The 21,726-nt window shown below is 68.1% G+C and carries 16 protein-coding genes; 12 read left to right on the forward strand and 4 right to left on the reverse strand.

The features are described 5' to 3' along the window. Positions 1-390: 390 nt before the first annotated feature. On the reverse strand, positions 391-2,148 hold the full coding sequence (gene dnaA, locus G401_RS0112965; protein WP_034591508.1) for a chromosomal replication initiator protein DnaA: 1,758 nt from the start codon (positions 2,146-2,148) through the stop codon (positions 391-393). Between the two features lie 355 nt (positions 2,149-2,503). On the opposite strand from dnaA, the gene rpmH reads away from it, so the two are divergent. The 10 genes from rpmH to G401_RS57640 all read left to right on the forward strand — a co-directional run bounded on the left by rpmH (position 2,504) and on the right by G401_RS57640 (position 14,417). Continuing rightward, positions 2,504-2,641 (forward strand): 50S ribosomal protein L34, encoded by a 138-nt coding sequence (gene rpmH / locus G401_RS0112970; protein WP_020522716.1) that lies wholly within the window; start codon positions 2,504-2,506, stop codon positions 2,639-2,641. 22 nt (positions 2,642-2,663) lie between these two features. After that, complete coding sequence (gene rnpA / locus G401_RS0112975; protein ID WP_027342846.1) at positions 2,664-3,053, forward strand: ribonuclease P protein component; 390 nt, start codon at positions 2,664-2,666, stop codon at positions 3,051-3,053. Positions 3,054-3,097: 44 nt separating this feature from the next. Next, a complete protein-coding gene (yidD, locus tag G401_RS54670; protein ID WP_211240735.1) occupies positions 3,098-3,337 on the forward strand; it encodes a membrane protein insertion efficiency factor YidD in 240 nt (79 codons plus the stop codon). Next, positions 3,337-4,302: a membrane protein insertase YidC gene (gene yidC / locus G401_RS0112980; RefSeq protein ID WP_027342847.1), complete on the forward strand. Its 966-nt coding sequence runs from the start codon at positions 3,337-3,339 to the stop codon at positions 4,300-4,302. The genes yidD and yidC overlap by 1 nt, the downstream gene beginning before the upstream one ends. Before the next feature lie 37 nt (positions 4,303-4,339). After that, entirely contained in the window at positions 4,340-4,900 is a 561-nt protein-coding gene (locus G401_RS0112985) for a Jag family protein (RefSeq protein ID WP_027342848.1), read from the forward strand. Positions 4,901-4,929: 29 nt separating this feature from the next. Continuing rightward, positions 4,930-5,664, forward strand: a complete 735-nt coding sequence (rsmG, locus tag G401_RS0112990) for a 16S rRNA (guanine(527)-N(7))-methyltransferase RsmG (protein ID WP_051366571.1) — start codon at positions 4,930-4,932, stop codon at positions 5,662-5,664. Positions 5,665-6,181: 517 nt separating this feature from the next. Further along, positions 6,182-6,343 (forward strand): hypothetical protein, encoded by a 162-nt coding sequence (locus G401_RS57070; RefSeq protein WP_157545662.1) that lies wholly within the window; start codon positions 6,182-6,184, stop codon positions 6,341-6,343. Positions 6,344-7,930: 1,587 nt separating this feature from the next. Then, positions 7,931-9,073, forward strand: coding sequence for a ParA family protein (locus G401_RS0113010; protein WP_407636866.1), 1,143 nt, complete (start codon positions 7,931-7,933; stop codon positions 9,071-9,073). Continuing rightward, positions 9,070-10,080 (forward strand): ParB/RepB/Spo0J family partition protein, encoded by a 1,011-nt coding sequence (locus G401_RS0113015; protein WP_027342852.1) that lies wholly within the window; start codon positions 9,070-9,072, stop codon positions 10,078-10,080. Before G401_RS0113010 ends, G401_RS0113015 begins: the two co-directional genes overlap by 4 nt. Before the next feature lie 3,428 nt (positions 10,081-13,508). Then, entirely contained in the window at positions 13,509-14,417 is a 909-nt protein-coding gene (locus G401_RS57640) for a hypothetical protein (RefSeq protein WP_245601713.1), read from the forward strand. Between the two features lie 1,934 nt (positions 14,418-16,351). Here the strand turns inward: G401_RS57640 and G401_RS0113035 are convergent. Further along, positions 16,352-17,101, reverse strand: coding sequence for an SDR family oxidoreductase (locus G401_RS0113035; protein WP_027342853.1), 750 nt, complete (start codon positions 17,099-17,101; stop codon positions 16,352-16,354). A 50-nt stretch (positions 17,102-17,151) separates the two neighbouring features. Here G401_RS0113035 and G401_RS45345 point away from each other — a divergent pair, with 50 nt between their 5' ends. After that, positions 17,152-18,156, forward strand: a complete 1,005-nt coding sequence (locus tag G401_RS45345; RefSeq protein ID WP_245601702.1) for a helix-turn-helix transcriptional regulator — start codon at positions 17,152-17,154, stop codon at positions 18,154-18,156. A 70-nt stretch (positions 18,157-18,226) separates the two neighbouring features. Further along, positions 18,227-19,510, forward strand: a complete 1,284-nt coding sequence (locus G401_RS45350; RefSeq protein ID WP_157545664.1) for an MFS transporter — start codon at positions 18,227-18,229, stop codon at positions 19,508-19,510. Here G401_RS45350 and G401_RS0113050 read toward each other — a convergent pair. Both G401_RS0113050 and G401_RS0113055 read right to left on the reverse strand, forming a co-directional pair. Continuing rightward, positions 19,424-20,362, reverse strand: coding sequence for a D-alanine--D-alanine ligase family protein (locus G401_RS0113050; protein ID WP_027342854.1), 939 nt, complete (start codon positions 20,360-20,362; stop codon positions 19,424-19,426). The two genes, G401_RS45350 and G401_RS0113050, sit on opposite strands and share 87 nt — an antisense overlap. 7 nt (positions 20,363-20,369) lie before the next feature. Continuing rightward, positions 20,370-21,680: an aminotransferase-like domain-containing protein gene (locus G401_RS0113055; protein WP_027342855.1), complete on the reverse strand. Its 1,311-nt coding sequence runs from the start codon at positions 21,678-21,680 to the stop codon at positions 20,370-20,372. Between the last annotated feature and the right edge of the window lie 46 nt (positions 21,681-21,726).

Below are 21,726 nucleotides of genomic sequence, written 5' to 3' on the forward strand. Positions count from 1 at the left end.
GTTCAGCCGGAACCCTTTGCCCACAAGGTTATCCACTGCACTTCCCCGACTGTGCACAGATCTTGGACCGTTGTCCACATCGAATCCACAGGGGAAATTTTTCGTCCACAGTTGTCCACAGCGAATCCACATACGTTATCCACGATCTGGGGATAACCCCGTCCCGGTTGCACCTTTTCCCCACCTAGGTTGTGGATAGCCTGTGTACAAACCTGGGGATACTCGCGTGACCTGCGGCGTACCGGAGTGGACAGTGCGCGGCCCGGCCGGTCGGTGCGTGCACAGGCGTATACACAGAGCTGGGTTTCCACAACCGGATGTAGAGAAACGTCACGCGGGCCTCCGTGGGAAACCCGCGTGTCCGGTGCGGCGAAGGGTGTGGACGAGCCGTCAGGGCGTCTGCTTGATGCGGTTCGTCAGCTCGGCGATCTGGTTGTACAGCGACCGCCGCTCCGCCATCTGCTGGCGGATCTTCCGCTCCGCGTGCATCACCGTCGTGTGGTCACGGCCGCCGAACGCCGAGCCGATCCGGGGCAGCGACATCGCCGTCAGCTCCCGGCACAGGTACATGGCCACCTGACGGGCGTTGACGAGTACGCGTGACCGCGAGTGCCCGCGCAGGTCCTCCAGGCTCACCCCGAAGTAGTCGGCCGTGGACACCATGATCTGGTCGGCCGTGATCTCGGGGGCGGTGCCGTCCGGGATGAAGTCGCGCAGGACTTCCTCGGCGATCTGCAGGCTCACCGGCGACCGCGACAGGGACGCGTACGCGGTGACCCGGATCAGCGCGCCCTCCAGTTCCCGGATCGAGTTCGAGATCCGGGACGCGACGAACTCCAGCACCTCCGGCGGGGCGAACAGCCGGTCCTGGGCCGCCTTCTTCTGGAGGATCGCGATGCGGGTCTCCAGGTCGGGCGGCTGGATGTCGGCGAGCAGGCCCCATTCGAACCGCGTACGCAGCCGGTCCTCCAAAGTGGCCAGCTGCTTCGGCGAGCGGTCGGAGGTGATGACGATCTGCTTGTTCGCGTTGTGCAGGGTGTTGAAGGTGTGGAAGAACTCCTCCTGCGTACGCTCCCGGTTCTCGAGGAACTGGATGTCGTCGATCAGCAGGATGTCCACGTCCCGATAGCGGCGCTGGAACGCGCTCTGCTTGTCGTCGCGCAGGGAGTTGATGAAGTCGTTGGTGAACTCCTCCGTCGAGACGTAGCGCACGCCGCGGGCGTTGCCCAGCTGTTGCGCGTAGTGCCCGATGGCGTGCAGGAGATGCGTCTTGCCCAGACCCGAACCGCCGTAGATGAACAGCGGGTTGTACGCCTTCGCCGGCGACTCGGCCACCGCGACGGCGGCCGCGTGGGCGAACCGGTTCGAGGAGCCGATGACGAAAGTCTCGAACATGTACTTCGGGTTGAGCTTGTTGCCGCCCTCCGGCGCCGGCTGGCGGCCGGTCGGATTGTGCGGCCCGACCCGCTGCTCGCCCGCGGGCGTGTACGCCTGCTGCCCGAAGTTCTGCTGGCCGAACGTCTGCTGCCCGAAGTTCTGCTGGCCGTAGCCCTGCTGCGGGAAGTTCTGGGGTGCCACACCCGGCGGCACCATGCCCATCGGCGACGTGGGCGAGCCGAGCCGGCCCGGTCCGCTCTCCGGTGCGCCGTCGTCCTGCGGCTCGCGGTGCGGCGGCTGCGCCGGAACCCCGAAGAGCGCGTCCTCGTCGTCGGCCGGCGGCGCCATCGCCACGATCGGATAGGCCCCCGACGCGTACGCGACGTGCGCGGGCGCTTCCGGCGCGGGATCCTCCACGGGTACGCCGGCCGGGGCAGGCGGAAGCAGTCCGGTTCCCGGCGACGGGGTGCCGCCGTAGCCGACCTGATAGGGCGTCCGGGCCGCGCCGTCCTCGGGCGGGCGCACGGTCACGGCGACCTGGATGGGCCGGCCGAGGTTGCGCGAGAGGGCGTCGGTGATCGCCGGGCGCATCCGGGTCTCGATGAAATCCCGGGTGAAGGCGTCGGGCACGGACAGCAGCGCGGTGTCTTCGACGATCGCACGCAGCCGCGTCAGCTGCAGGTACGCCCGCTGCTGCGCCGAGATGATCTGGTCCGCCAGGTCGTTGACCGCGTTCAGCCAGACCGCGTCGAGGTCACCCACGTCTCTCACCCCCCACCTTCCCGCCCCCGGTTTGCCGGATACGCGCGATCGCGCGACGGCATCCGAATAAGTTATCCACAACCCTGTGTACGCGTTGCCCCGGGGATGGCGCGTCACACAGAGTGGGCGGCGCAGCGCCGATTGTGCCGTGACCGTCCCAGGAGAGTCCCAGCAGGATAACGAGGCAACGCCCGGAGGACCACATCTCGTGCCTGCCAGATCGACTTGGGTCCGGATCGACGCAGCGTGTACCCTGGAACGGTTGCACCGCTGCCCAGCCCGTTCCCGTGGGATGTTAGGGTGGCGGCCGAGTAGACCACCCCGCCGGGGCCGCGTGCCCGGGGATGACCGCAGGAGACCCGACGTGAGCAAGCGCACGTACCAGCCGAACAACCGTCGGCGCGCGAAGACCCACGGCTTCCGGCTGCGTATGCGCACCCGGGCCGGCCGTGCAGTCCTGTCCGCCCGCCGTGGCAAGGGTCGCGCCCGCCTGGCCGTCTGAGCCTGGGTAGGGCGGGTGCCGCATGCTGCCGGCCGCGAACCGACTGCGTCACAGCAGTGATTTCGCCGTCGCCGTACGCAGCGGCCGACGTGTCGGCCGTGGTGCCGTCGTCGTCCATGTGAACGTAGCAACGAAGCCCGGAGGCGAGCAGCTTCCGGGCTTCGTCGTGCCTGCCCCCCGTGCCGGATTTGTGGTATCCAAGGCGGTCGGCCCGGCGGTTGTCCGGAACAAGGTCAAGCGCCGCCTTCGTCACCTTGTGGCGGAGAGACTGCATGATTATCCGGCTGGCACGACTCTGATCGTCCGCGCGCTGCCGGCCGCCGCCGGTGCCGCGTACGCCGACCTCGCCCGGGATCTCGACGCGGCCCTCGACGCCGCGAAGCGGCCACGGCGTACGGAGGCGCGCCGGTGAAGACCCTGCCGAACGTCGAGCGACCTGCGACACTCCCCGGTCGCGTGCTGGCATGGGCGGTCATCGCGTACCGTCGTTGGATAAGTCCGGGCCTTCCCGCCCGCTGCCGTTTCCACCCGTCCTGCAGTGCGTACGCGCTGGAGGCGCTGTCGCTCCACGGGGCGATCCGCGGAAGCTGGCTCGCGGTGCGGCGGATCGGACGGTGTCACCCCTTCCACCCTGGTGGGTATGACCCGGTACCGCCGGCGGTCCACCGTAACGAGGCGACTGGAGCACGACCTTAATGCTGAATTGGATTTATTGGGCCGTGTCCCAGGTCATGCTGGGCTGGCACTGGGTGTGGGACAAGTTGGGCCTCGGTGAGTGGCTGGGCACCAACTGGGACTGGGTGCTGTCCATCGTCTTCCTCGTGCTGACCGTCCGGGCGATCCTCTTCCCGCTCTTCGTCAAGCAGATCCGCTCGCAGCGTGCCATGCAGGCGCTCCAGCCGAAGCTCAAGGCGCTGCAGGAGAAGCACAAGGGCGACCGGGAGACGCTCCAGAAGGAGATGATGGAGCTCTACCGGACGGAGAAGGCCAACCCGCTGATGGGCTGCCTTCCTCTCGTCCTGCAGATGCCCGTCTTCCTCGGTGTGTTCCACGTCATCCGGCGTCTGGACGGCGGCGCGCACGACCCCAACCTCTACGGCTGGACCGAGAGCCTGTTCACCAGCGCGACCCAGGCGCAGCTTTTCGGCGTCTCGATCGGCGCGACCCTGCGACAGGGCGGCGCGGCCACGGTCCTCTGCGTCATCTTCGGCGTCATCATGATCGCCACCACGTACATGACCAGCCGCCAGATGATCCTCAAGACCGGCTGGAACGAGGACCCGCAGCAGCGCATGGTCCAGAAGATCATGCTGTACGGCATCCCGGCCACAATGATCATCTCGGTGTCGGCGTTCCCCCTCGGTCTCATCCTCTACTGGACGACGACCAACCTCTTCTCCCTCGGCCAGCAGTTCTGGGTGCTCAAGAAGTACCCCCCGATGGTCAACGGCAAGCCGGTGCAGCCGAAGCCGAAGAGCCCGGAGGACGTCGAGCTCATCGAGGCCAAGCGCAAGGAGCTCGCGCCCAAGGTCGGCGCCAAGCCGGTGAACGCGAAGAAGGGCCAGCCCGCCTCCCCCGCGAAGGCGCAGCCGGCCGCCACCCCGGCGAAGGCGGATCAACCCGCCGCCCCGAAGAAGGGCCAGAAGCCGAAGGTCGGCTGAGCGTCCCACAAGCCCGCAGCAGAACAACGACGGAGACATGAGCGTGACCGAGATCGAGACCGAGGCGTCCATCACCGAGACCGATGAGGTCCAGGCGGACGAGCCCGCGGAGGACACGCCGGCACCGGCGGCCGCGTCCGACGAAGAACTGTTCCACCAGAGCGAGATCGCGGCCGACTACGTCGAGGGTCTGCTCGACATCCTCGACATCGACGGTGACATCGACGAGCTGGTCTCGGGCGGCCGTCCGATGGTGGAGGTCGTCGGCAAGAGCCTCGGCGCACTGGTCGGCCCGCGCGGCGCGACCCTGGAGGCGCTGCAGGAACTGGCACGTCTGGCGGTCTACCGCGAGACCGGGTCGCCCAGCCGGCTGCTGCTCGACGTCGGTGGCTACCGGGCCAACCGCAAGAAGGAACTTGTGGCCCTGGCCAAGAACGCCATCGAGAAGGTACGCGAACACGGCGAGGCGGTACGTCTCGACCCCATGTCGGCGTTCGAGCGCAAATGCGTCCACGACGTAGTCAATGCGGCCGAAGGTGTGGAGAGCGAGTCCGAGGGCGTCGAGCCCAACCGACGCATCGTGGTTCACCCGGCCTGACCCGTCGCACACCCTGAATAATGGAATCCATGACACCAGACCCCGCCGCTCCGATCGACTCGGACGGCGGGGTCTCGTCTGTCGTCCCGGACGCGCTCCGGCCCGCCGCGGCCGTGCTGTTCGGCGACCGGCTCCCGCTCGCCACGGCGTACGCCGAGCTTCTCGTCACAGAGGGTGTGGTCCGCGGCCTCATCGGTCCCCGCGAAGCGCCACGCATCTGGGAACGTCATCTTCTGAACTGCGCCGCGGTGAGCCAATTGATTTCGTCCGGGGAAACGGTCGTTGATGTGGGCTCCGGTGCGGGTCTGCCGGGTATCGTGCTCGCAGTGGCTCGATCGGACATTTCGGTCATCCTGATCGAGCCGCTGGCGCGACGCACCGCCTTCCTCACGGAGACGGTCGACGCCCTGCGCCTGGCGAACGTGACCGTCCACCGAGGGCGGGCCGAGGAGGCGACCGGACCGCAGGCCGACGTGGTCACCGCGCGAGCCGTCGCTCCCCTCGACCGACTGGCCGGCTGGTGTCTGCCACTGGCCCGGGTGGGCGGCCGGCTCCTGGCGCTCAAGGGCTCCTCGGCCGAGGAGGAGATCGTCGAACACCAACCGGCGGTCACCCGCCTCGGCGGCGGCCCCGCCACCGTGGTCCGCTGCGGCGAAGGGCTGATCGACCCGCCGACGACGGTGGTGTCGATCGAGTGCGTCGCGCACGTCCGGTCGAAGCCGTCGCGCAAGGCGGCACGCCCGGGGGGTCGCAGCCGCCGCTGACCCCCGGACGCGAAATGCGCAGGGGGTGTGGTGGGAACCGGTCGGCCCGTAAGCCTCGCCGACGTACTCGCGTGCGTTCCCCTCCCGTACGGCTCCCTCCCTTACGCCGGAGACGGTGGGCGTGCGGGCCGTGTGGATGCCACGCCCCACTGCGGGAGTCGTCCCTCCGAACCTGCTGATGCTGCTCTGCTGGAGAGTCTCGGCGGTCCATCAGTCAGCGGTGTTTCGGTCGGTAGCGCGCCGGTGGGTGGTGCGTCAGGCGGGGTCGCTTTCGCGGGAAGCCCTGCCTCGGAGTGCTTCGCTTCCGAGGGCTCAGCTTCGGGACACGCAGCGCTGGATAGCTTAGTTTCGGGTGGCACTGCTCTGGGTGGCACAGCTGTGGGTAGTGCGGTCTTGGGTAGTGGTGTTTCGGGCGCTGAAGGGCTTCTTGGCGCGGTTGGTGTCGGCTTGGTTCTTCCTGCGGCTGTCTCGGATGCCGCTGCTCCTCGCATCACCACTCCGAGGGACCTCGTTCCGGATGGTGACCCGCTTCTGGGTGGAGGCCTGTTTCCGGGCGGCTCCCTGCTTCGGGGCGGCTCCCTGCTTCTGGGCGGAGGCCCGTTTCCGGGAAGACCCCCGCTTCGGGGTGGCGGCCCATTTCCGGGCGGTGCTCCCGTTCCGGACGGCGACCCGCTACTAGGCGGCGACCCACTATTAGGTGGCGACCCGCTCCTGGACGACGCTCCCTTTCCCCGGAGTGTGGGAGACGACGGCGCAGCCGGAAGTGGGGCGAATGTAGGGGCCGCGGACGGCGGCGGCGAGACTGGCGGCACCACCGCGAGGGCGGCCGACCGTGACCTTCCAACTCGTCGGCGCGTACAGGTCGGCCATTCATTCCTCGGATCCGAGTCCGATGGCGATGGATCTGAGTCCGACGACGATGCTGAGTCCGACGGCGCCTGGCATCGTACCTGTGAGCGAGACGGCGACCGCGGTGACGAGCTGGCGGCATCCTGCCGCGAAGATCTTGTCCCTGGAGATCAATCGCCCGGTGATCCCGGCTCTGGGGCTGACTGTCTGCAGACTTGTTGCTCGGGAGTTCCTGTCCGCAGGAATCAGTCCTCCGGGAATGCCAGCCGTAGGGAGCTCAGTACTGGGGATCCCGGACCTGAGGATCCCGGATCTGAAGGTCACGAGGTTGGGCGTTGGTCCCCTGAAGGCCACTCCCCTAGCGATACGTGCTCCGAGGGGCGCTGCCCCGGATTTGCCGGCTTCGAGAGCCTCGCCTCCGAGTGCTCGGCCTTAGAAGATTCCGCCCGGGGAAGCCATGCCTTCGCGGGGGCGGCACGGCGTCGAAGGGCGGCACGGCTTCCCCGGGCGGCACGGCTTCGCGAGGCGAGCCCCGGAGCGACGAGGCCGGATGCGGAGCGGACGAAACGAGAACGGCCGGCCCAGCGAGAAGAGATACAACATGCCTGAGCGTGAAGGGCGTCGTAGCCCCGATATCGGTCGTAGCCCCGATATCGCAAGGGAGGACCAGGAACGGCGGGTGACAGTCGCCCAGGCCGTTGATCGCTCTCCCCCGGGCGGCCAAGACTCCGCGGTTGCCGGCGATACCTCTCATCGGAAGAAGCTCGGGAGTAGGAAGCGCAAAGGCAGGTCGCGACGCCAACCCCGCGTCGGGCCTGTAGGTCAAGACCCGGGCCGCTCCCCCGCCGGACTCGATGAACATGAGGGTGTATCGGAATCGTGGCCGACCACGGCGGAAGCCGAGTCCGACGGTCCCCCGCCATGGCCGCTCCCAAGGTTGCCCGCGGTCGACGAATCCGCCGGCGCGACACGCCCTTCCGTTGGTACGCCACAGAATTGGCACTCCGTGGGTTGGCCGCGTACCCCAACTCCACACATGGGCGGCAGGCTGCGCCTCGTGCCCGGGATCTTCGTCTTCACTCCACCGAATGTTGTGATCTCTTCTGCCCGTCCGGTGGACTCAACTGGAATCGCGAGCGCGGGCGCCGTAGGCTGGCCGCGCGTCGTTTGTGTGGACCCCCAATCGGAGTGGGCCGGCGACGCGGTCGAGCCGTCATCCACCAGGGGCAGGGATGTGACCGTGCAGAACGATGTTTCACGTGAAACATCGGTGCCGCAGCCGCGGACACCGACTTTCTTGGCGCCCGAGTACGCAGCAGAGGCAACGCAGCAGGAAGGCGGCCGCGAGGGCCAGTCGGAGGGCACAGAATACCGGTCAGCGAATGCGTCGGCGCCGGTCCCCGAGGAGAACGCCGACCTGTCGCCAGGGGCGGCCGGTCACGTTGCTACGTCCGGTTCCGCCGCTGCCACCGCCCCGTCGCCCGCGCCCCGACCGAGCCCGTCACCTCGTCCGGTCAGCGCCGTTCCTGTAACGCCGGCTGTCGGAACGGCCAAGGTCAGCTCGATCGTTGACCCTAGCGTGGAGCAGGAGCGTCAGGCTGGATCTCCTGACGTTGTAGATGTCGAAACCGAGGAACCTGTGGCGAACACATACGTTGCAAAGAATGCTGCGGCCGGTGAGCCGCAGGAGGATGATCCGCCCCTGGCGATGGAGGCCATGCGAGCCGTGCAGATCCTGAACCCTAGCGGCGAGATCACGATGCCGCGCCCTGCCCGCCCGCGCGTGATGTGCGTTGCCAACCAGAAGGGCGGCGTGGGTAAGACCACCACGACGGTCAACCTGGCCGTGGCCCTCGCCCTGCACGGCAACCGAGTCCTCGTGGTCGACCTCGACCCGCAAGGCAATGCGTCGACCGGCCTCAACGTGCCGCACCACGCCGGCATCCCGGACGTCTACGACTGCCTCATCGAGAACGTGCCGCTGGCGGATGTCGCCCAGCCGGTTGAGGGCATCCCGAACCTCTTCTGCGTGCCGGCCACGATCGACCTCGCCGGTGCGGAGATCGAACTCGTCTCCGTAGTCGCCCGTGAATCCCGGCTCGGCCGGGCGATCACGGCGTACCCGCAAGAGTTCGACTACGTCTTCATCGACTGCCCGCCGTCGCTCGGCCTGCTGACAGTCAACGCCCTCTGTGCGGCTCAGGAAGTCCTCATCCCGATCCAGTGCGAGTACTACGCGTTGGAGGGGCTGAACCAGCTCTTGAACAACATCAACCTCGTGAAGGCGCACCTGAATCCGCAACTCGAGGTCTCCACCATCCTGCTGACCATGTACGACCGGCGCACGCGCCTGGCCGACGCGGTGGAGCAGGACGTCCGCAACCACTTCGGCGACAAGGTGCTCACGTCGGTGATCCCCCGGAACGTCCGCGTCTCCGAGGCGCCGAGCTACGGACAGTCGGTCATGACCTATGACCCCGGTTCGCGAGGTGCGACGAGCTACTTCGAGGCCGCTCAGGAGATCGCTGAGCGCGGCGCCCGGATCGGAGTCACCGCATGAGCCCCGCCCCGAAGACGAAGGGCGGCCTGGGTCGCGGCCTGGGTGCGCTCATCCCGACCGGGCCCGCGCCCACCCCTGTTGAGCCGGCGCTGTCGCGTACAGCGTCCACGGAAGGCACCGCTTCCGAGCCGATCACCCCCATCGAAACCCCGGCACCCGTGCAGCGCGGGCCGGAGATCGAGCTGGCCCCGGTTCCGGGTGCGCGCTTCGCTGAGATCCCGGTCGACTCGATCGTGCCGAACCCGAAGCAGCCGCGGCAGGTCTTCGACGACGAGGCACTGGAGGAGCTGAAGACCTCGATCCGGGAGGTCGGCTTCCTTCAGCCGATCGTCGTACGCGACCTCGGCGCCGACAAGTACGAACTCGTCATGGGCGAGCGGCGCTGGCGCGCGGCGCAGGCTGTCGGCAAGGACCTCATCCCGGCGATCATCCGGGAGACCCGCGACGACGACATGCTTCGCGACGCGCTGCTGGAGAACATCCACCGGGCCCAGCTGAACCCGCTCGAAGAGGCGGCCGCGTACCAGCAGCTGCTGGAGGAGTTCGGGGCGACGCACGAGGAACTCGCCAAGCGCATCGGCCGCAGCCGGCCTCAGATCTCCAACACGATTCGACTCCTCAACCTCCCCGCTGTGGTCCAGCGCCGGGTGGCGGCAGGCGTACTGAGCGCCGGACACGCTCGCGCGTTGCTCAGCCTTGAGAACGCGGGCAAGCAGGAGGAGCTGGCAACCCGGATCGTCGCGGAGGGCCTCTCGGTACGCGCGACCGAGGAACTCGTGACGCTGGCGCTCTCGGATGGCGCCCCGTCCGAGAAGAACTCCCCCGCCCGCCGAGCGAAGCCTCACGCGCCGGCCCTCACGGATCTGGCTGACCGCCTGTCGGACCGGTTCGACACGCGCGTGAAGGTGGACATCGGTCGGTCGAAGGGCAAGATCACGATCGAGTTCGCCACCGTGGATGACCTGGAGCGCATCGTCGGCATCATCGGGGTCGACAAAGCACAGTAGCGCCGACGCCGAAGTAGAGAGCCCGTTCGCCTCGTGCGAGCGGGCTCTTCTCTTTTGATCTTCGTGTTTCACGTGAAACGGGGGGCGGGCGTCTTCGTGTTTCACGTGAAACACGAAGATCAATGGCGTACGCCGAGCACCCGGGTAGGTGCCCGGCACGGGCGCTGCGGCCCGGCGTCGCCGTCCTACTCCCGGTCTCCCTGTAGCGGGCTCTCCCCTGGGTCATTGCCGGCAGGGTCAACAACACGTCTCCCGATTCGGTGGGCACTCCGAGCTGGCTGCCGTGAGCGGCGCATGCCCGGGAGGGCGTCAAGCGCTCGGAGCGCGTCAGCGATGGAGCCGTCCTTGGTGGCGCCCCAGCTCGCCGAGTTGGCCAGGACAGTCCCATCGGCTTCCCGTCGGACGGCTGAGATGCCAGCGGCTTGGGGTGAGACACCCCGACCGTGGCTCGGCAGAGTCCCGGATCTGTGAGCACCGGGGTGGCCCAGATGCCACGCGCTACGAGGCACCTGGTAGCGACGTAGAGCCTCTGTCGACCGTCGGCGTGAGGCCACCTGACCGTCCGGAATGCCTCTCCGCAGACACGGTGTCGGGACGTGCTGTGACGCTGACCCGGAGCCTCTAAGAGGACGAGGTAAGGCCATTCCCTGAGGGTCGGCCGAACGCCCTCGCATCTCCGAAGGTCGGCCTCGCTTCCCGGCGGCGGGCCCGGATCCGTGGCGCCGGCGTGGTGTCGCGGGGTGGAACCTCGCGCCGACCTTCGCCTTAGGAGGAGACCTGCTTTGAGTCGAGCCGCCCGAACCGCCGGAGGGTCTGAGAGTTGTCGCTAGACCGAGGGCTTCCGCTCTCTCCCTGTATCTGACATGGGCCCAGCGACCGTCGGCGTGCATAGGTGGCCGCATCATCGGTACGACTGCGGTGTCTCAGTGGCGGCTTGGCCGCTCACAATCGGTCCAATGCTTGGACCAACCCGTCTGTGATGGATGCGCTGACGCCGGACATGTGGCTCGGGTTGAGTTCCTGCGGGCTTACCCGGTCGCAAGTTGCCGAGGAGTAAGGCGATGACCGTTCGAGCGTCGCTACTGAGTTGCTCGCCGAGGCTTCGGTCTCATCACCGGCCTGGCGGCTGCGTGCCCGATCGTCGCGTCCCTAGGAGAGGCCGACCCTATCGTTGCGTTCGTGCCGTCCAGCCATCTTCGGTGAGCTACTTGAACCTCGCCACGCCAGCCTGGTCCACATCATCTGGCGAGTCCGCCGGCTCTTGGCGGGCAGTCCGACACAGCGCGGTCTTGTAGCAGGTGCGCGCTGCAGCACCGGTCGGGTTGATCACTTTGAGCATGACGGCGCTGCCACGCGGCATGTGCCACTCGATTTGCAGGTCGCCAAGACTGCCGGACTACACGGTCCTGGGGCCTCGTATGGGCGTCCGCACGTCAAAAGATGGTGTAGACGTCGGGCGACGGTCCGTGATCACGACGCGAGCGGACCATCTCCACTTTGCGGTTCGCAAGGCTTGCCGCTGTTCGCCGCTCCCCCGCCATTCATCGCTCCCCCGCCATTCGCTGCTCGTGTTCACTGCTCACTGCAGCAGCCAGGGAACTCCAGGGCGTTCTGCCAGAGCCGACGGATTGCCCCGGCACGGGGCCAGCCGATGCAAAACGCTGCGCTGAACAGCTCCGCAATCAGGTGTTCGTCGCAGTGGCTGTAAAGGAGGCCGACGTATCGCTAAGCCAGACGGGCGCGTTCCAGCGTGTATGACCTCCGCCGAGGGCATCCACGCGGCGGCTTGCCGAGAGCATTCACCGGGCAGCGGGCGGAGCCGCATCGACTCGCCCAGCTGCAGGGCGCTCCCCAACCTGCATTGCCTAACCAACCTGCATCTCGCCGATCTCGCCTCGCCGGCGAACCATTCAGTCTGACGTTCCGATCGGAGCGGAGCGGAATGTCTGGCGGCCGGTGCTGGTGCCGCTTCCGCTGATCGTGTCGGGCTGCTCCCGCCGGCTGTTGGCCGGATGCTGCCCTCGCGTCAGGCGTACGACCTGATCGCCGGACACCAGGCGCTACCTGACCGACTTGGCGTGATCGCCGGGGCGCTGGTCTGGGACATTGAGTCCCGCGGCCGGGTCATCGAAGCGTCCAGCGTTGCTGTGGAACTTCGAGTCGTTCCACGGCACTCTCGCCGTTGAAGTCGCGCAGTTTGCGGCCGCGGGATCCGGAGTCCAGAGCCGGATGAACACGCCACCGGCTATTTGGAGATGTCGTTCCTGCGCGGCCGGGTGTTCTCCACACCGTACGACTTCAACGGCCAGCTCACCGTCTGGCTCACCCGCCCCAACGAGCGGCTCACCGCCGGATCGAGTGCCCGGTCGACCGCCTCGATGCCGATCGGACCGCGACGTCGTCCTGCCGCCCGTAGTCCTCTGCTGCCTGTCGCGCCGTCGCCGGCTGAGGCAGCACCAGGTCCGCCTCGGCCGTGACCACAGGTGATGGCCGAGACCTGTGACTGCGCCTTGCATCCGTCTGCGACCGGCCGGCTTCTCGACGTCGTTGCCGACCTCGGCGCGGTGACGGGTCGTCCGCAAGGCAGCCGGTCGCCCGTCATGAAAGCAGCTGGGCGCCGCGTCAGACCCTCACCGACCGGTCCATGCCGACGAACCAGCCAGGTGCGCCGAACACAGTTGAGCGTGGTACGCCCAGCGCGGTGCTGTCGCCGATGTCGAACAGCGCAGCCTTGCCAGCTATGGCCGGCCTCTCCGCGCCGATTTCGAGGTGATGGGCTGATGTCCCGCGCCCCGAAGCCGTCGACGCCGAAGCCAAGCCCCGCACCGACCGCGAAGCACGGGAGATCCAGGCTCCGCGAGAGGCCGCAGTCGCAGCGCCAGAACGGCCCGGTCACTATGAACGCCGCCGTCTTGGGCCACAAGGACCAGCCAGGACCCCGGGTACGAGCCGCTATGAAGTCCGTATCGTCGCCCGAGGGGGCGGCATCTAACGGTGGATCTCATCGCCGACGGGCGTCCTGCATGGGGGCAAGGCTGCGACCTGCTGAATCCCCAGACTTGATGAAGTTATCCACAGAGTTGATGAAGTTTTCCTCAGGCCTCGTTTCACGTGAAACGGAGTCGTGCAAGTCGCGCAGTTACCCTCCGGAGCCGATCGTGAGCACGTAAAACGTGCTGCCGAGGAGTACCCCAGGACATTCACGTGACATCGCGTACGCCGATCGTGCCCTGGGTCGCACTGAGTTTCTCCACACAGTTATCCACAGGGCGGCGGGATCTTCTGTGGAGAAAGTCGGTCGGTCGTTTCACGTGAAACGAGTCCGAGACCGCATTGGGATGAGCCCACCTCCGACGTGCCACGCCAGGGGGAAGACAGCCGATACCCTCGGGCGTTAGGGTTCCCAGGTGGCTGACGCACCCCTCCCCCTGCCCGCCTTCACGACGTGGGACACGTTCCCGTTCGAAGGCACGTTCAACGTTAAGACTCTGGATCCGCCGGTCGCCGACGAGCCCGCCCGCAAGGGTGAGGAGATCGCAGAATGCAAGGCATGCCAGGCAAGCGACGACTCGTACATCTGGGTGAATGAGCGCTGGCGGGTACGCGCGATGGACCGTCCGACGGGCCTGCCGATGGTGCTGATCCTGGAACCTCGGTCGCATCTCGACATCGGGGACTTGTCGAATCTTCTCGCAGCCGAACTCGGCGTACTGACCGTACGCGTCGAGCGGGCGATCCGGTCGCTGGATGAGGTGGCACGCGTACACGTGAACCGTTGGGGAGACGGAGCGGCGCACCTGCACCTCTGGTTCATGGGGCGGCCGAAGGGCCAGCTCCAGTTGCGCGGCTCGTTCCTGCCGATGTGGGACGACATCCTGCCGCCGGTACCCGAGTCGCAGTGGCGGGAGAATCTCGCGCACATCGCCGCCTGGTTGGAAGCGTTTGGAGGTACGGCCCACGCGCAGCCGCCGAAGATTGAGTGGCAGGCGCCCTCGCGTTTCCTGGGTGAGAGCGAGCTTTCGCCTGAGCCGGTGATCGGACGGGCCTCGGTGCCGAGCGCCTCGGTCTTGGAGTCCGGGGCCGGACTCGATGCAGATGCTGGATCCAACGCGCATGCCGGCCCCAGCACGACTGCCGGACCCGAGACCACCAGGCACAGTACGGGCATCGTGCCCAGTGCGGGCGTCGCGCCCAACGCGGCTGCGGGAACCGCGACGGAGGAGCCCACCGCAGCGACGTCTCCGGTAGCCGCTCCCAGTCCGGCGACTCCCATCGTGGCGGCCCACATTGAGCCGACAAAGCTGGAACCCGCGACCGGTACGCCCAACGTTTCCTAAGTCGGTCCAGCCACGTCGCTCACCACGGCTCCGGTTTCACGTGAAACCGGAGCCGTTTGTTGTGTGCTGCGAGCGCTCGGATCGGGTGTCGGGGCCTTCTCCGTTCCGACCCCAGCGGGGGCGCGGTCAGCTTGAGTCGCGATGTCCCATCCCGGATCAAGCCGTCGGCAATCTCGGCCGCGGGGACGGACCGACCCGGATCTCGATCAACGTTGCCGACATTCAGCGGCGACGCAACGATGTCGAATGCGACGGCATACACCGCTGCGTGGCGGAGCGCGGCACGCGAAGGATGTCTTTAGCGGCCACCACGTAGCGCGGGATGCGATAGCCGGCCCGGGTCTCGCCAAGCTGCGGCTGGCGCATCCAGCCGAGTACTGCTTCAGCAGCAACGAGGTACACCGGCGACGTGCATCCTTCGGGCACCGCGAGCCACGGTGCGGTCGGCTCCTACCTTGGAGTAGATGGCTGTGCGGTTCGACGTTCCCGATTTCGTTGCCGGCGCCGCTCGGCAAGTCCTCTTGCCGAGCAGAACATCGCCGCCCCTCTTGTCTCACAGACGGGCGTCACCGATCCCCCGTTACTTGGACTTCACTGACGAGGCAGGTGCCGCCTTCCAGCGGATGCACAACTAGGCAAGGACCAGCTCCGCCACCGACATGTCTGGCGAGCGCAGCGCTGCCCATCCCGTCGTGGCAGGCGATCGCCTTGTTGCGCTGCCGGACACGAACCCGTCCCGTGGTGGGTTGGGCGAGGAACCGGCTCCGCCGCGAGCTCGGTAGGTGTCGACCTTCCTGCCCCGACCGACCGAGGAGCCGGCTGATCCGGCGGCGGCAACGGGGTCGAGCAGGCCATGGAAGCTGATATGAGATCGAGTACCAGGTGACGCTCGGACAGGTCGAGTGCCGGTCAAGGTGAGAACTGCCGGGAGACCTACCGGATTCGCTGCCGGACAGGCAGAGCGGACACAGCCCCGGCGGCGGACCGGACACAAGCCGGGACAAGAGCCGGGACATTTCCCGGAGGCCTCCACCCTTCCTGCGGCTACGCGTCACCGACGACGGCCACGACTACGGGCGACGACGACCACGGAGATGGTGACGACCACGGAGATGGTGACGACCACGGAGATGGCGACGCCACGGAGATGGCGACACCACGGAGACGGGCGACGACCACGGCGGTTCCGGCGCCGCACCGTAGACCTCGCCGAACGGGCGGCGACCACGGAGACGGGCGACGACCACAGGCGAGGGCGGCAGGTAGGGACGATGCCGGGATCGAGTGACTGACAGGCATGGGTGGCAGGCGCGGGCTGGATTCCAGAAGACCACTGGTGGACTCCCGACGACAGCGACGGTGATGGTGGTGATGGTGATGGTGATGGGCGCGCCACTGCACTGCGACCGTCTGCACGGTGGTCAGTCACACCACGATCACCCGCACCAGCAACAACCGGCCCCGCAGCGCAGACAGTGCGAGGGCATCGCCGACACCGCGACGGTGACTCTGCAGGCAAATACCGCGACCGCCCGCACCGCGACGAGCCCTCACGACCGCCCGCACCGCGACGAGCCCTCACGACCGCCCGCACCGCGACCCCACTCCGGGACAGTCTCACTCCCACCCCGACCCGTTCGACACCAAACAAGGCGCGGTCAGTTTCACGTGAAACCGACCGCGCCCCCAACAACTTCGAGCTAGCCGTCATGGTTCAAGCAACCCAACCAACCCAATCAACTCAACCCAACCAACACGCGCCGAAACCGGCCGTACCCGACCCGCGCCTGAACTAGCTGAGCCTCAATCACCCGCCTGACCCGCCACCGAATCCAGCGACCTCAAACGGAGGCTCCCCACCCAGCGGCCTCACATCGGCACCTCACATCGGCGACTTCAACCCCGACGACGTCGTACCAGCGATTGGCGAGGTATCACCAGGCGATCGTTCCGGCATCATCGAAGAAGCCTCCCGTCGGTCCGTCCTCCCCGACGAGCGCCAGGCGTACCGCGATCGCCGCTCCCGCTTCCGGCGTCTTGTATCCGGTCCGCTCGTTCAGGTCGGTCGCCGTGTACCCGGGCGACACCGCGTTCACCTTGATCTCCGTGTTCCACAGTTCCTTGGCGTACGCGACGGTGACCATGTTCAGCGCTGCTTTCGACGCCGGGTATTGCAGGTTCACCATCGGCCAGAGCGGTCCGGTCTGATCGAGCATCACCGACATGGAGCCGACTTCGCTGGACACGTTGACGATCCGGCCGGCCGCCGCGGTACGCAGCAGCGGCAGCATCGCGTTGGTCACGGTGACGACGCCGAAGACGTTGACCTCGAAGACGCTGCGCATGCTGTCGACTCCTTGCCGGCTGGGCAGCCAGTCGGCCGGGTCGTGGGAGCGCTGGCCGCCGTCGGGGCGGGCGATTCCGGCGTTGTTGACGAGGATGTCGAGGCGTCCCCACTCCTGTTCGATCCGCTTCGCCGCTGCGGTGACGGACACGTCATCGGTGACGTCGAGGTGGAGGTAGTGGGCGTCGAGGTTCTCGTTCCGGAGGGCGTCGGCTGCCGCGGTTCCCCGTTCAGGCGAGCGTGCGCCCAGGAGCACGGTATTGCCGTCGCGGCCGAGTGCGCGGGCGATCTCGAAGCCGATGCCTTTGTTGGCTCCGGTGATGAGCGCGATCTTTGTCATGCGTACCAGGGTGGTGTGGGGGTTCGCCGCTGTGGAGGGGCTGGGCGAGGGTGGTATCGGCGGTACCTCCACAGCGCAGCCCGGGCCGGGCATGCTGGAACCACAGGATGACAGGGGGACGAATGAACCGTCAGGAGCTCGCCGCCTTCCTGCGCGCTCGCCGGGCCAGGCTCCGGCCCGCTGAGGCCGGCCTTCCGGAGGGGCTTCGCCGGCGTACACCGGGGCTGCGTCGCCAGGAAGTGGCGCAGTTGGCGGGTATGTCCGTCGAGTACTACATCCGGTTGGAGCAGGCGCGGGGGCCGCGGCCGTCGCGGCAGATCCTCAACGCGCTGGGCCGGGCGTTGATGCTGACGATGGATGAGCGGGAGCATCTGTTTCATCTGGCGGGTGAGACGGTCTCGCCCGCGAGCCGGCTCGATCGGGATGTGCCCACCGGCATCAGGCATGTGCTCGCGACCCTGACCGAGACGCCGGCGTACGTGATCGACGCGAAGTATGACATCTTGGCGTGGAACGACCTGGCGGTGTTTTTCATCGGCGACCTGAGCGTGGCCGGGACGGAACGCAACATGCTGCGGTGGCTGTTCGGCTCACCGTTCCTGGACGAGTACCTGCGCGACGAGTCCCACAGCGAGTTCGTACGCTCCGGCGTCGCCGATCTGCGCGCGTCGGCGGGCCGGTATCCCGATGATCCGAGTATCGCGGAGCTGGTGGCCGATCTGCACCGGATGAGCCCTGAGTTCACGAGCATGTGGGCGGATCACGATGTGGCGGTGCGGCGTACGATCCGCAAGGAGTTCAAGCATCCGGAGGTCGGGCCGCTCGATTTCGAGTGCCAGGTCCTGCTCATCCCCGACCGGGATCAGCGGCTCGTCATCTACGCCACCGAGCCGGGCAGCCCTTCGTACGCCGCGATGCAGGTGTTGCGTCAGTCCATCCCGGACCGCCCCGCCGCCGTCTGCACTCCGTCGGACGGAGACGCCGCCGGACCGCAACCCCGGCAGACCGAGAACACGCAGAGGCAGACCCAGAACAGGCAGACCCAGAACAGGTAGCGAAGAAGTCCGGTGATCTTGGCCATACAGGGCCTGACGCGACCCCACTCCCCCTGGCAACCTCGTGTTCATGGTCGCGCGAGCCCGAACCACCGTCGGCGCTCTCGCCGTCACCTCTCTGGTCGGCTACGGCTGCCTGTTCTACGCGTACGCGGTGCTGCTCGGGCCGATCGCGCGGGATCTCGGGATCTCCACGACCCAGGCTTCGTTCTCCATCACCTTGTGCACGCTCGGCTCCGCTGTCTGTGCGGTCCTGGTGGGACGCTGGATCGACATTCGGGGTGGCCGGCCGCTCATGGCGGTCGGATCGGTGGCCGCGGCTTCGCTGCTCTACGTAGCGTCGCGCGTACAGAATGTGGTCGAGTTGTACGCGGTCTGGGCCGGGATCGGTGTGACCTGGGCGCTCGTCCTGTACGAGCCGGCGTTCGCGGTGATCGTGCCGCGGCTGCCGCCCGAACGCCGTGGCCTCGCCCTCCTCGTCGTGACCGCCGTCGGCGGCTTCGCGAGCACCGTCTTCCTGCCGCTCACCGGTGCGCTCGTCAGTGATCTCGGCTGGCGTACGGCGCTGGTCTGGCTGGCGGTCATCCTGGGCGTCACCACGGTGCCCTTGCACCTCCTCGCGATCCCCCGAGGGCCCGCCGGTACCCGCACCGTCCACAAGGAATCCCCGGAAGACGAGAACAGGAAAGCGGCACCCGGGAAAGGCCACATCAGCCAGACGCTTCGGCGACCGCGCTTCTGGCTCTACGCCGTCGCGTTTACCGCACACAGTTCCGTGATCACCGCGCTGGGCGTACAGCTGGTCAGCATTCTGCGCGAACTCGGGCACTCCACCGCCGTCGCCGCGACCATCGCCGGCCTCATCGGCGTACTCTCGGTCACCGGCCGTCTCGCGATCACCGCGCTCGCCCGGTGGACCAGCCCCGTGCGTACCGTGTGCGCGCTGTTCGGCGTCCAGGCCGTGGCGCTCGGCCTGCTTCCCTACCTCGGGAGTACGCGTACCGGAGCCGTCTGTTGCGTCGTCACGGTCGGGCTCGGTTTCGGCCTCGCCACGATCACCCGGCCGGCGCTGGTCGCCGAGCACTTCGGGACCGCCCGGTTCGGCACGGTGGCGGGCATGCTGAACACCTCGATCGCGATCGGCACGACCACGGTCCCGCTGGGTGTGGCGGCGTTGCACGGCTTGACCGGCGGCTATCGCGTACCGGTGGAGGTGTGCGCGGCGCTGTTCGCCGTGGCGGGAGCCCTGCTCGCGGTCAGTACGCGGTCAGCGCGCGATCGCGCGCTGGACGAGCGTGGCGAGGACCTGGCCGAAGTCGAGGCCGGCGGCCTGGACGGCCATCGGCAGCAGTGACGTCTCGGTCATGCCGGGCGCGACGTTGACCTCGAGCACGGTGATCTCACCGTCGGCACCGACGATCAGGTCCACCCGGGACAGATCGCGCAGGCCGAGTGCCTTGTGCGCCGCCAGGGCCACCTCGGCGACCTCGGCGGCGACACCGCGATCGAGGCGGGCGGGGGCGTGCCAGGTCGTCACCCCGGCCGTGTAGCGGGCGGCGTAGTCGTAGACGCCGCTGTTCGGCACGATCTCGACGGCCGGCAGCGCGGTCGGGCCGTCGCCGACGTCGAGGACAGAGACGGCGACGTCCACGCCCGCGGCGTACCGCTCGACGAGGGCCGTCTGGTCGTACGCGAAGCAGCCGACCATCGCGGCCGGGAGCGAGTCCGGCGTACGCACGACCGAGGCGCCGAGGCCCGAGCCGCCCTGGGCCGGCTTGACCATCAGCGGCAGGCCGAGACGCTCGACGATCCGGTCGAGCACGGCCTGCGCGCCGAGCTCGGAGAAGCGTTCGTGCGGCAGTGCCACCCACTCCGGCGTCGGAATGCCGGCCTCCGCGAGCACGGCCTTGGCCGACGGCTTGTCCCAGGCGAGCCGGGCCGTGGGCGCGTCGCAGCCGACGTACGGCACGCCGCACAGGTCCAGTACGCCGCGCAGCGAGCCGTCCTCGCCGATGCCGCCGTGCAGGGCGATGACGACCGCGTCCGGCGGATCTTCGCGGAGCACCGGCAGCAGGTGCAGGTCGGCGTCGCGCATTTCGGCGTCGACGCCCACGGCCTTGAGCGCGTCGATGACCCGCTGGCCGGAGCGCAGCGACACGTCGCGTTCGTAGGAGAGGCCGCCGGCGAGGACGAGAACTCGGCTCATATGACGATCATGCCAGCCCGGGGTTGTCCGCTCCCGGCCAGACCGACCCGGCCGAGTTGCCGACGCCGGAACCGAAGACGGCCCGCATCGCCATCTCCTGCTCGATCACGCCCGCGAGACGGCGTACGCCCTCACGGATGCGGTCCGGCGGCGGGAAGGAGAAGTTGAGGCGCAGGTGGCGCTGGCCGGTGCCGTCGGCGTAGAACCCCGTCCCCGGCACGTACGCGACGCGGGCGGCGATCGAACGGGGCACCATGGCCTTCGCGTCGAGGCCCTCGGGCAGGGTCGCCCAGACGAACAGGCCGCCGTCCGGACGCGTCCACGTCATGCCGGGCGGCATCAGGTCGGCCAGCGAGTCGAGCAGGGTGTCCCGGCGCTCGGAGTAGAGCTGCGAGAACGTCTTGATCTGCTCGCGCCAGGGCATCGTCGACAGGTACGTGCTCACCGCGTACTGCGAGAAATGGGGTGGGCAGAGGATCTGCGCCTCGGTGGCGATGACGAGCTTGTCGCGGACGGCGTGGGGCGCCAGGATCCAGCCGACCCGCAGGCCGGCGGCGATGGTCTTGGAGAAGGTCGACAGATAGAAGACGCCCTCGCGGCGGCGCGCGCGCAGCGGCTTGGGGGCCTGGCCGCCGAAGCTCAGCCGGCCGTAGGGGTCGTCCTCGATGACCAGCAGGCCCTCGCGCTCGCAGATGTCGAGCACGCGCTCGCGGCGCTCCTCGGAGAGGGTCACGCCGGCGGGGTTCTGGTACGTCGGGATCGTGTAGAGGAACTTGGCGCTGCGGCCCTGCGTGGCGAGGTGCGCGATGGCGGCCTCGAGCGACTCGGGGATCAGCCCGTCGGCGTCCATCGCGACGTGGACGACCTCGGCCTGCGCGGCCTGGAAGGCGCCGAGCGCGCCGACGTAGGTGGGGCCCTCGGCGAGGACGATGTCGCCCGGGTCCAGGAACAGCCGGGACACGAGGTCCAGCGCCTGCTGGCCGCCGATCGTGACCACGACGTCGTCCGGGGACGCGCCCATCGCGGCATCGATGCCGACGTCGGCCATCAGCTCGCAGATCTGCTCGCGCAGCTCCGGCAGGCCCTGGCCGATGCCGTACTGCAGCGCCTGCGCGCCGTTCTTGCTCATCAGGTCCTTGAGCATCTCGCCGACGGCGTCGAGGGGCAGGGCGGCCGTGTAGGGAGCGCCGCCGGCGAGGGAGACCACCTCTGGCCGGTTGGCCACGGCGAAGAGAGCTCGGATCTCGCTCGCCGTCATCCCGCCGATCCGCTGCGCGTATCGGCCGGTGTAGTCGTCCAGCGTGGTGCCGCCGCTCATGACCCGCCTCGCTTCCCTGACCTCGGTGTTCGCCCGCCCGATGAGG

Origin of the sequence: Hamadaea tsunoensis DSM 44101 (genome assembly GCF_000428945.1) — a bacterium.
Classification (GTDB): Bacteria; Actinomycetota; Actinomycetes; order Mycobacteriales; family Micromonosporaceae; genus Hamadaea; species Hamadaea tsunoensis.

Coding starts and splice junctions, on each gene's coding strand:
- rsmG (WP_051366571.1), top strand. CDS start 4,930: ATGACACCAGACCCCGCCGCTCCGATCGACTCGGACGGCGGGGTCTCG.
- G401_RS0113050 (WP_027342854.1), bottom strand. CDS start 20,362: ATGAGCCGAGTTCTCGTCCTCGCCGGCGGCCTCTCCTACGAACGCGAC.
- G401_RS45350 (WP_157545664.1), top strand. CDS start 18,227: ATGGTCGCGCGAGCCCGAACCACCGTCGGCGCTCTCGCCGTCACCTCT.
- rnpA (WP_027342846.1), top strand. CDS start 2,664: ATGCTGCCGGCCGCGAACCGACTGCGTCACAGCAGTGATTTCGCCGTC.
- G401_RS0113015 (WP_027342852.1), top strand. CDS start 9,070: ATGAGCCCCGCCCCGAAGACGAAGGGCGGCCTGGGTCGCGGCCTGGGT.
- G401_RS0112985 (WP_027342848.1), top strand. CDS start 4,340: ATGAGCGTGACCGAGATCGAGACCGAGGCGTCCATCACCGAGACCGAT.
- G401_RS0113035 (WP_027342853.1), bottom strand. CDS start 17,101: ATGACAAAGATCGCGCTCATCACCGGAGCCAACAAAGGCATCGGCTTC.
- G401_RS0113055 (WP_027342855.1), bottom strand. CDS start 21,680: ATGAGCGGCGGCACCACGCTGGACGACTACACCGGCCGATACGCGCAG.
- G401_RS57070 (WP_157545662.1), top strand. CDS start 6,182: ATGGTGACCCGCTTCTGGGTGGAGGCCTGTTTCCGGGCGGCTCCCTGC.
- yidC (WP_027342847.1), top strand. CDS start 3,337: ATGCTGAATTGGATTTATTGGGCCGTGTCCCAGGTCATGCTGGGCTGG.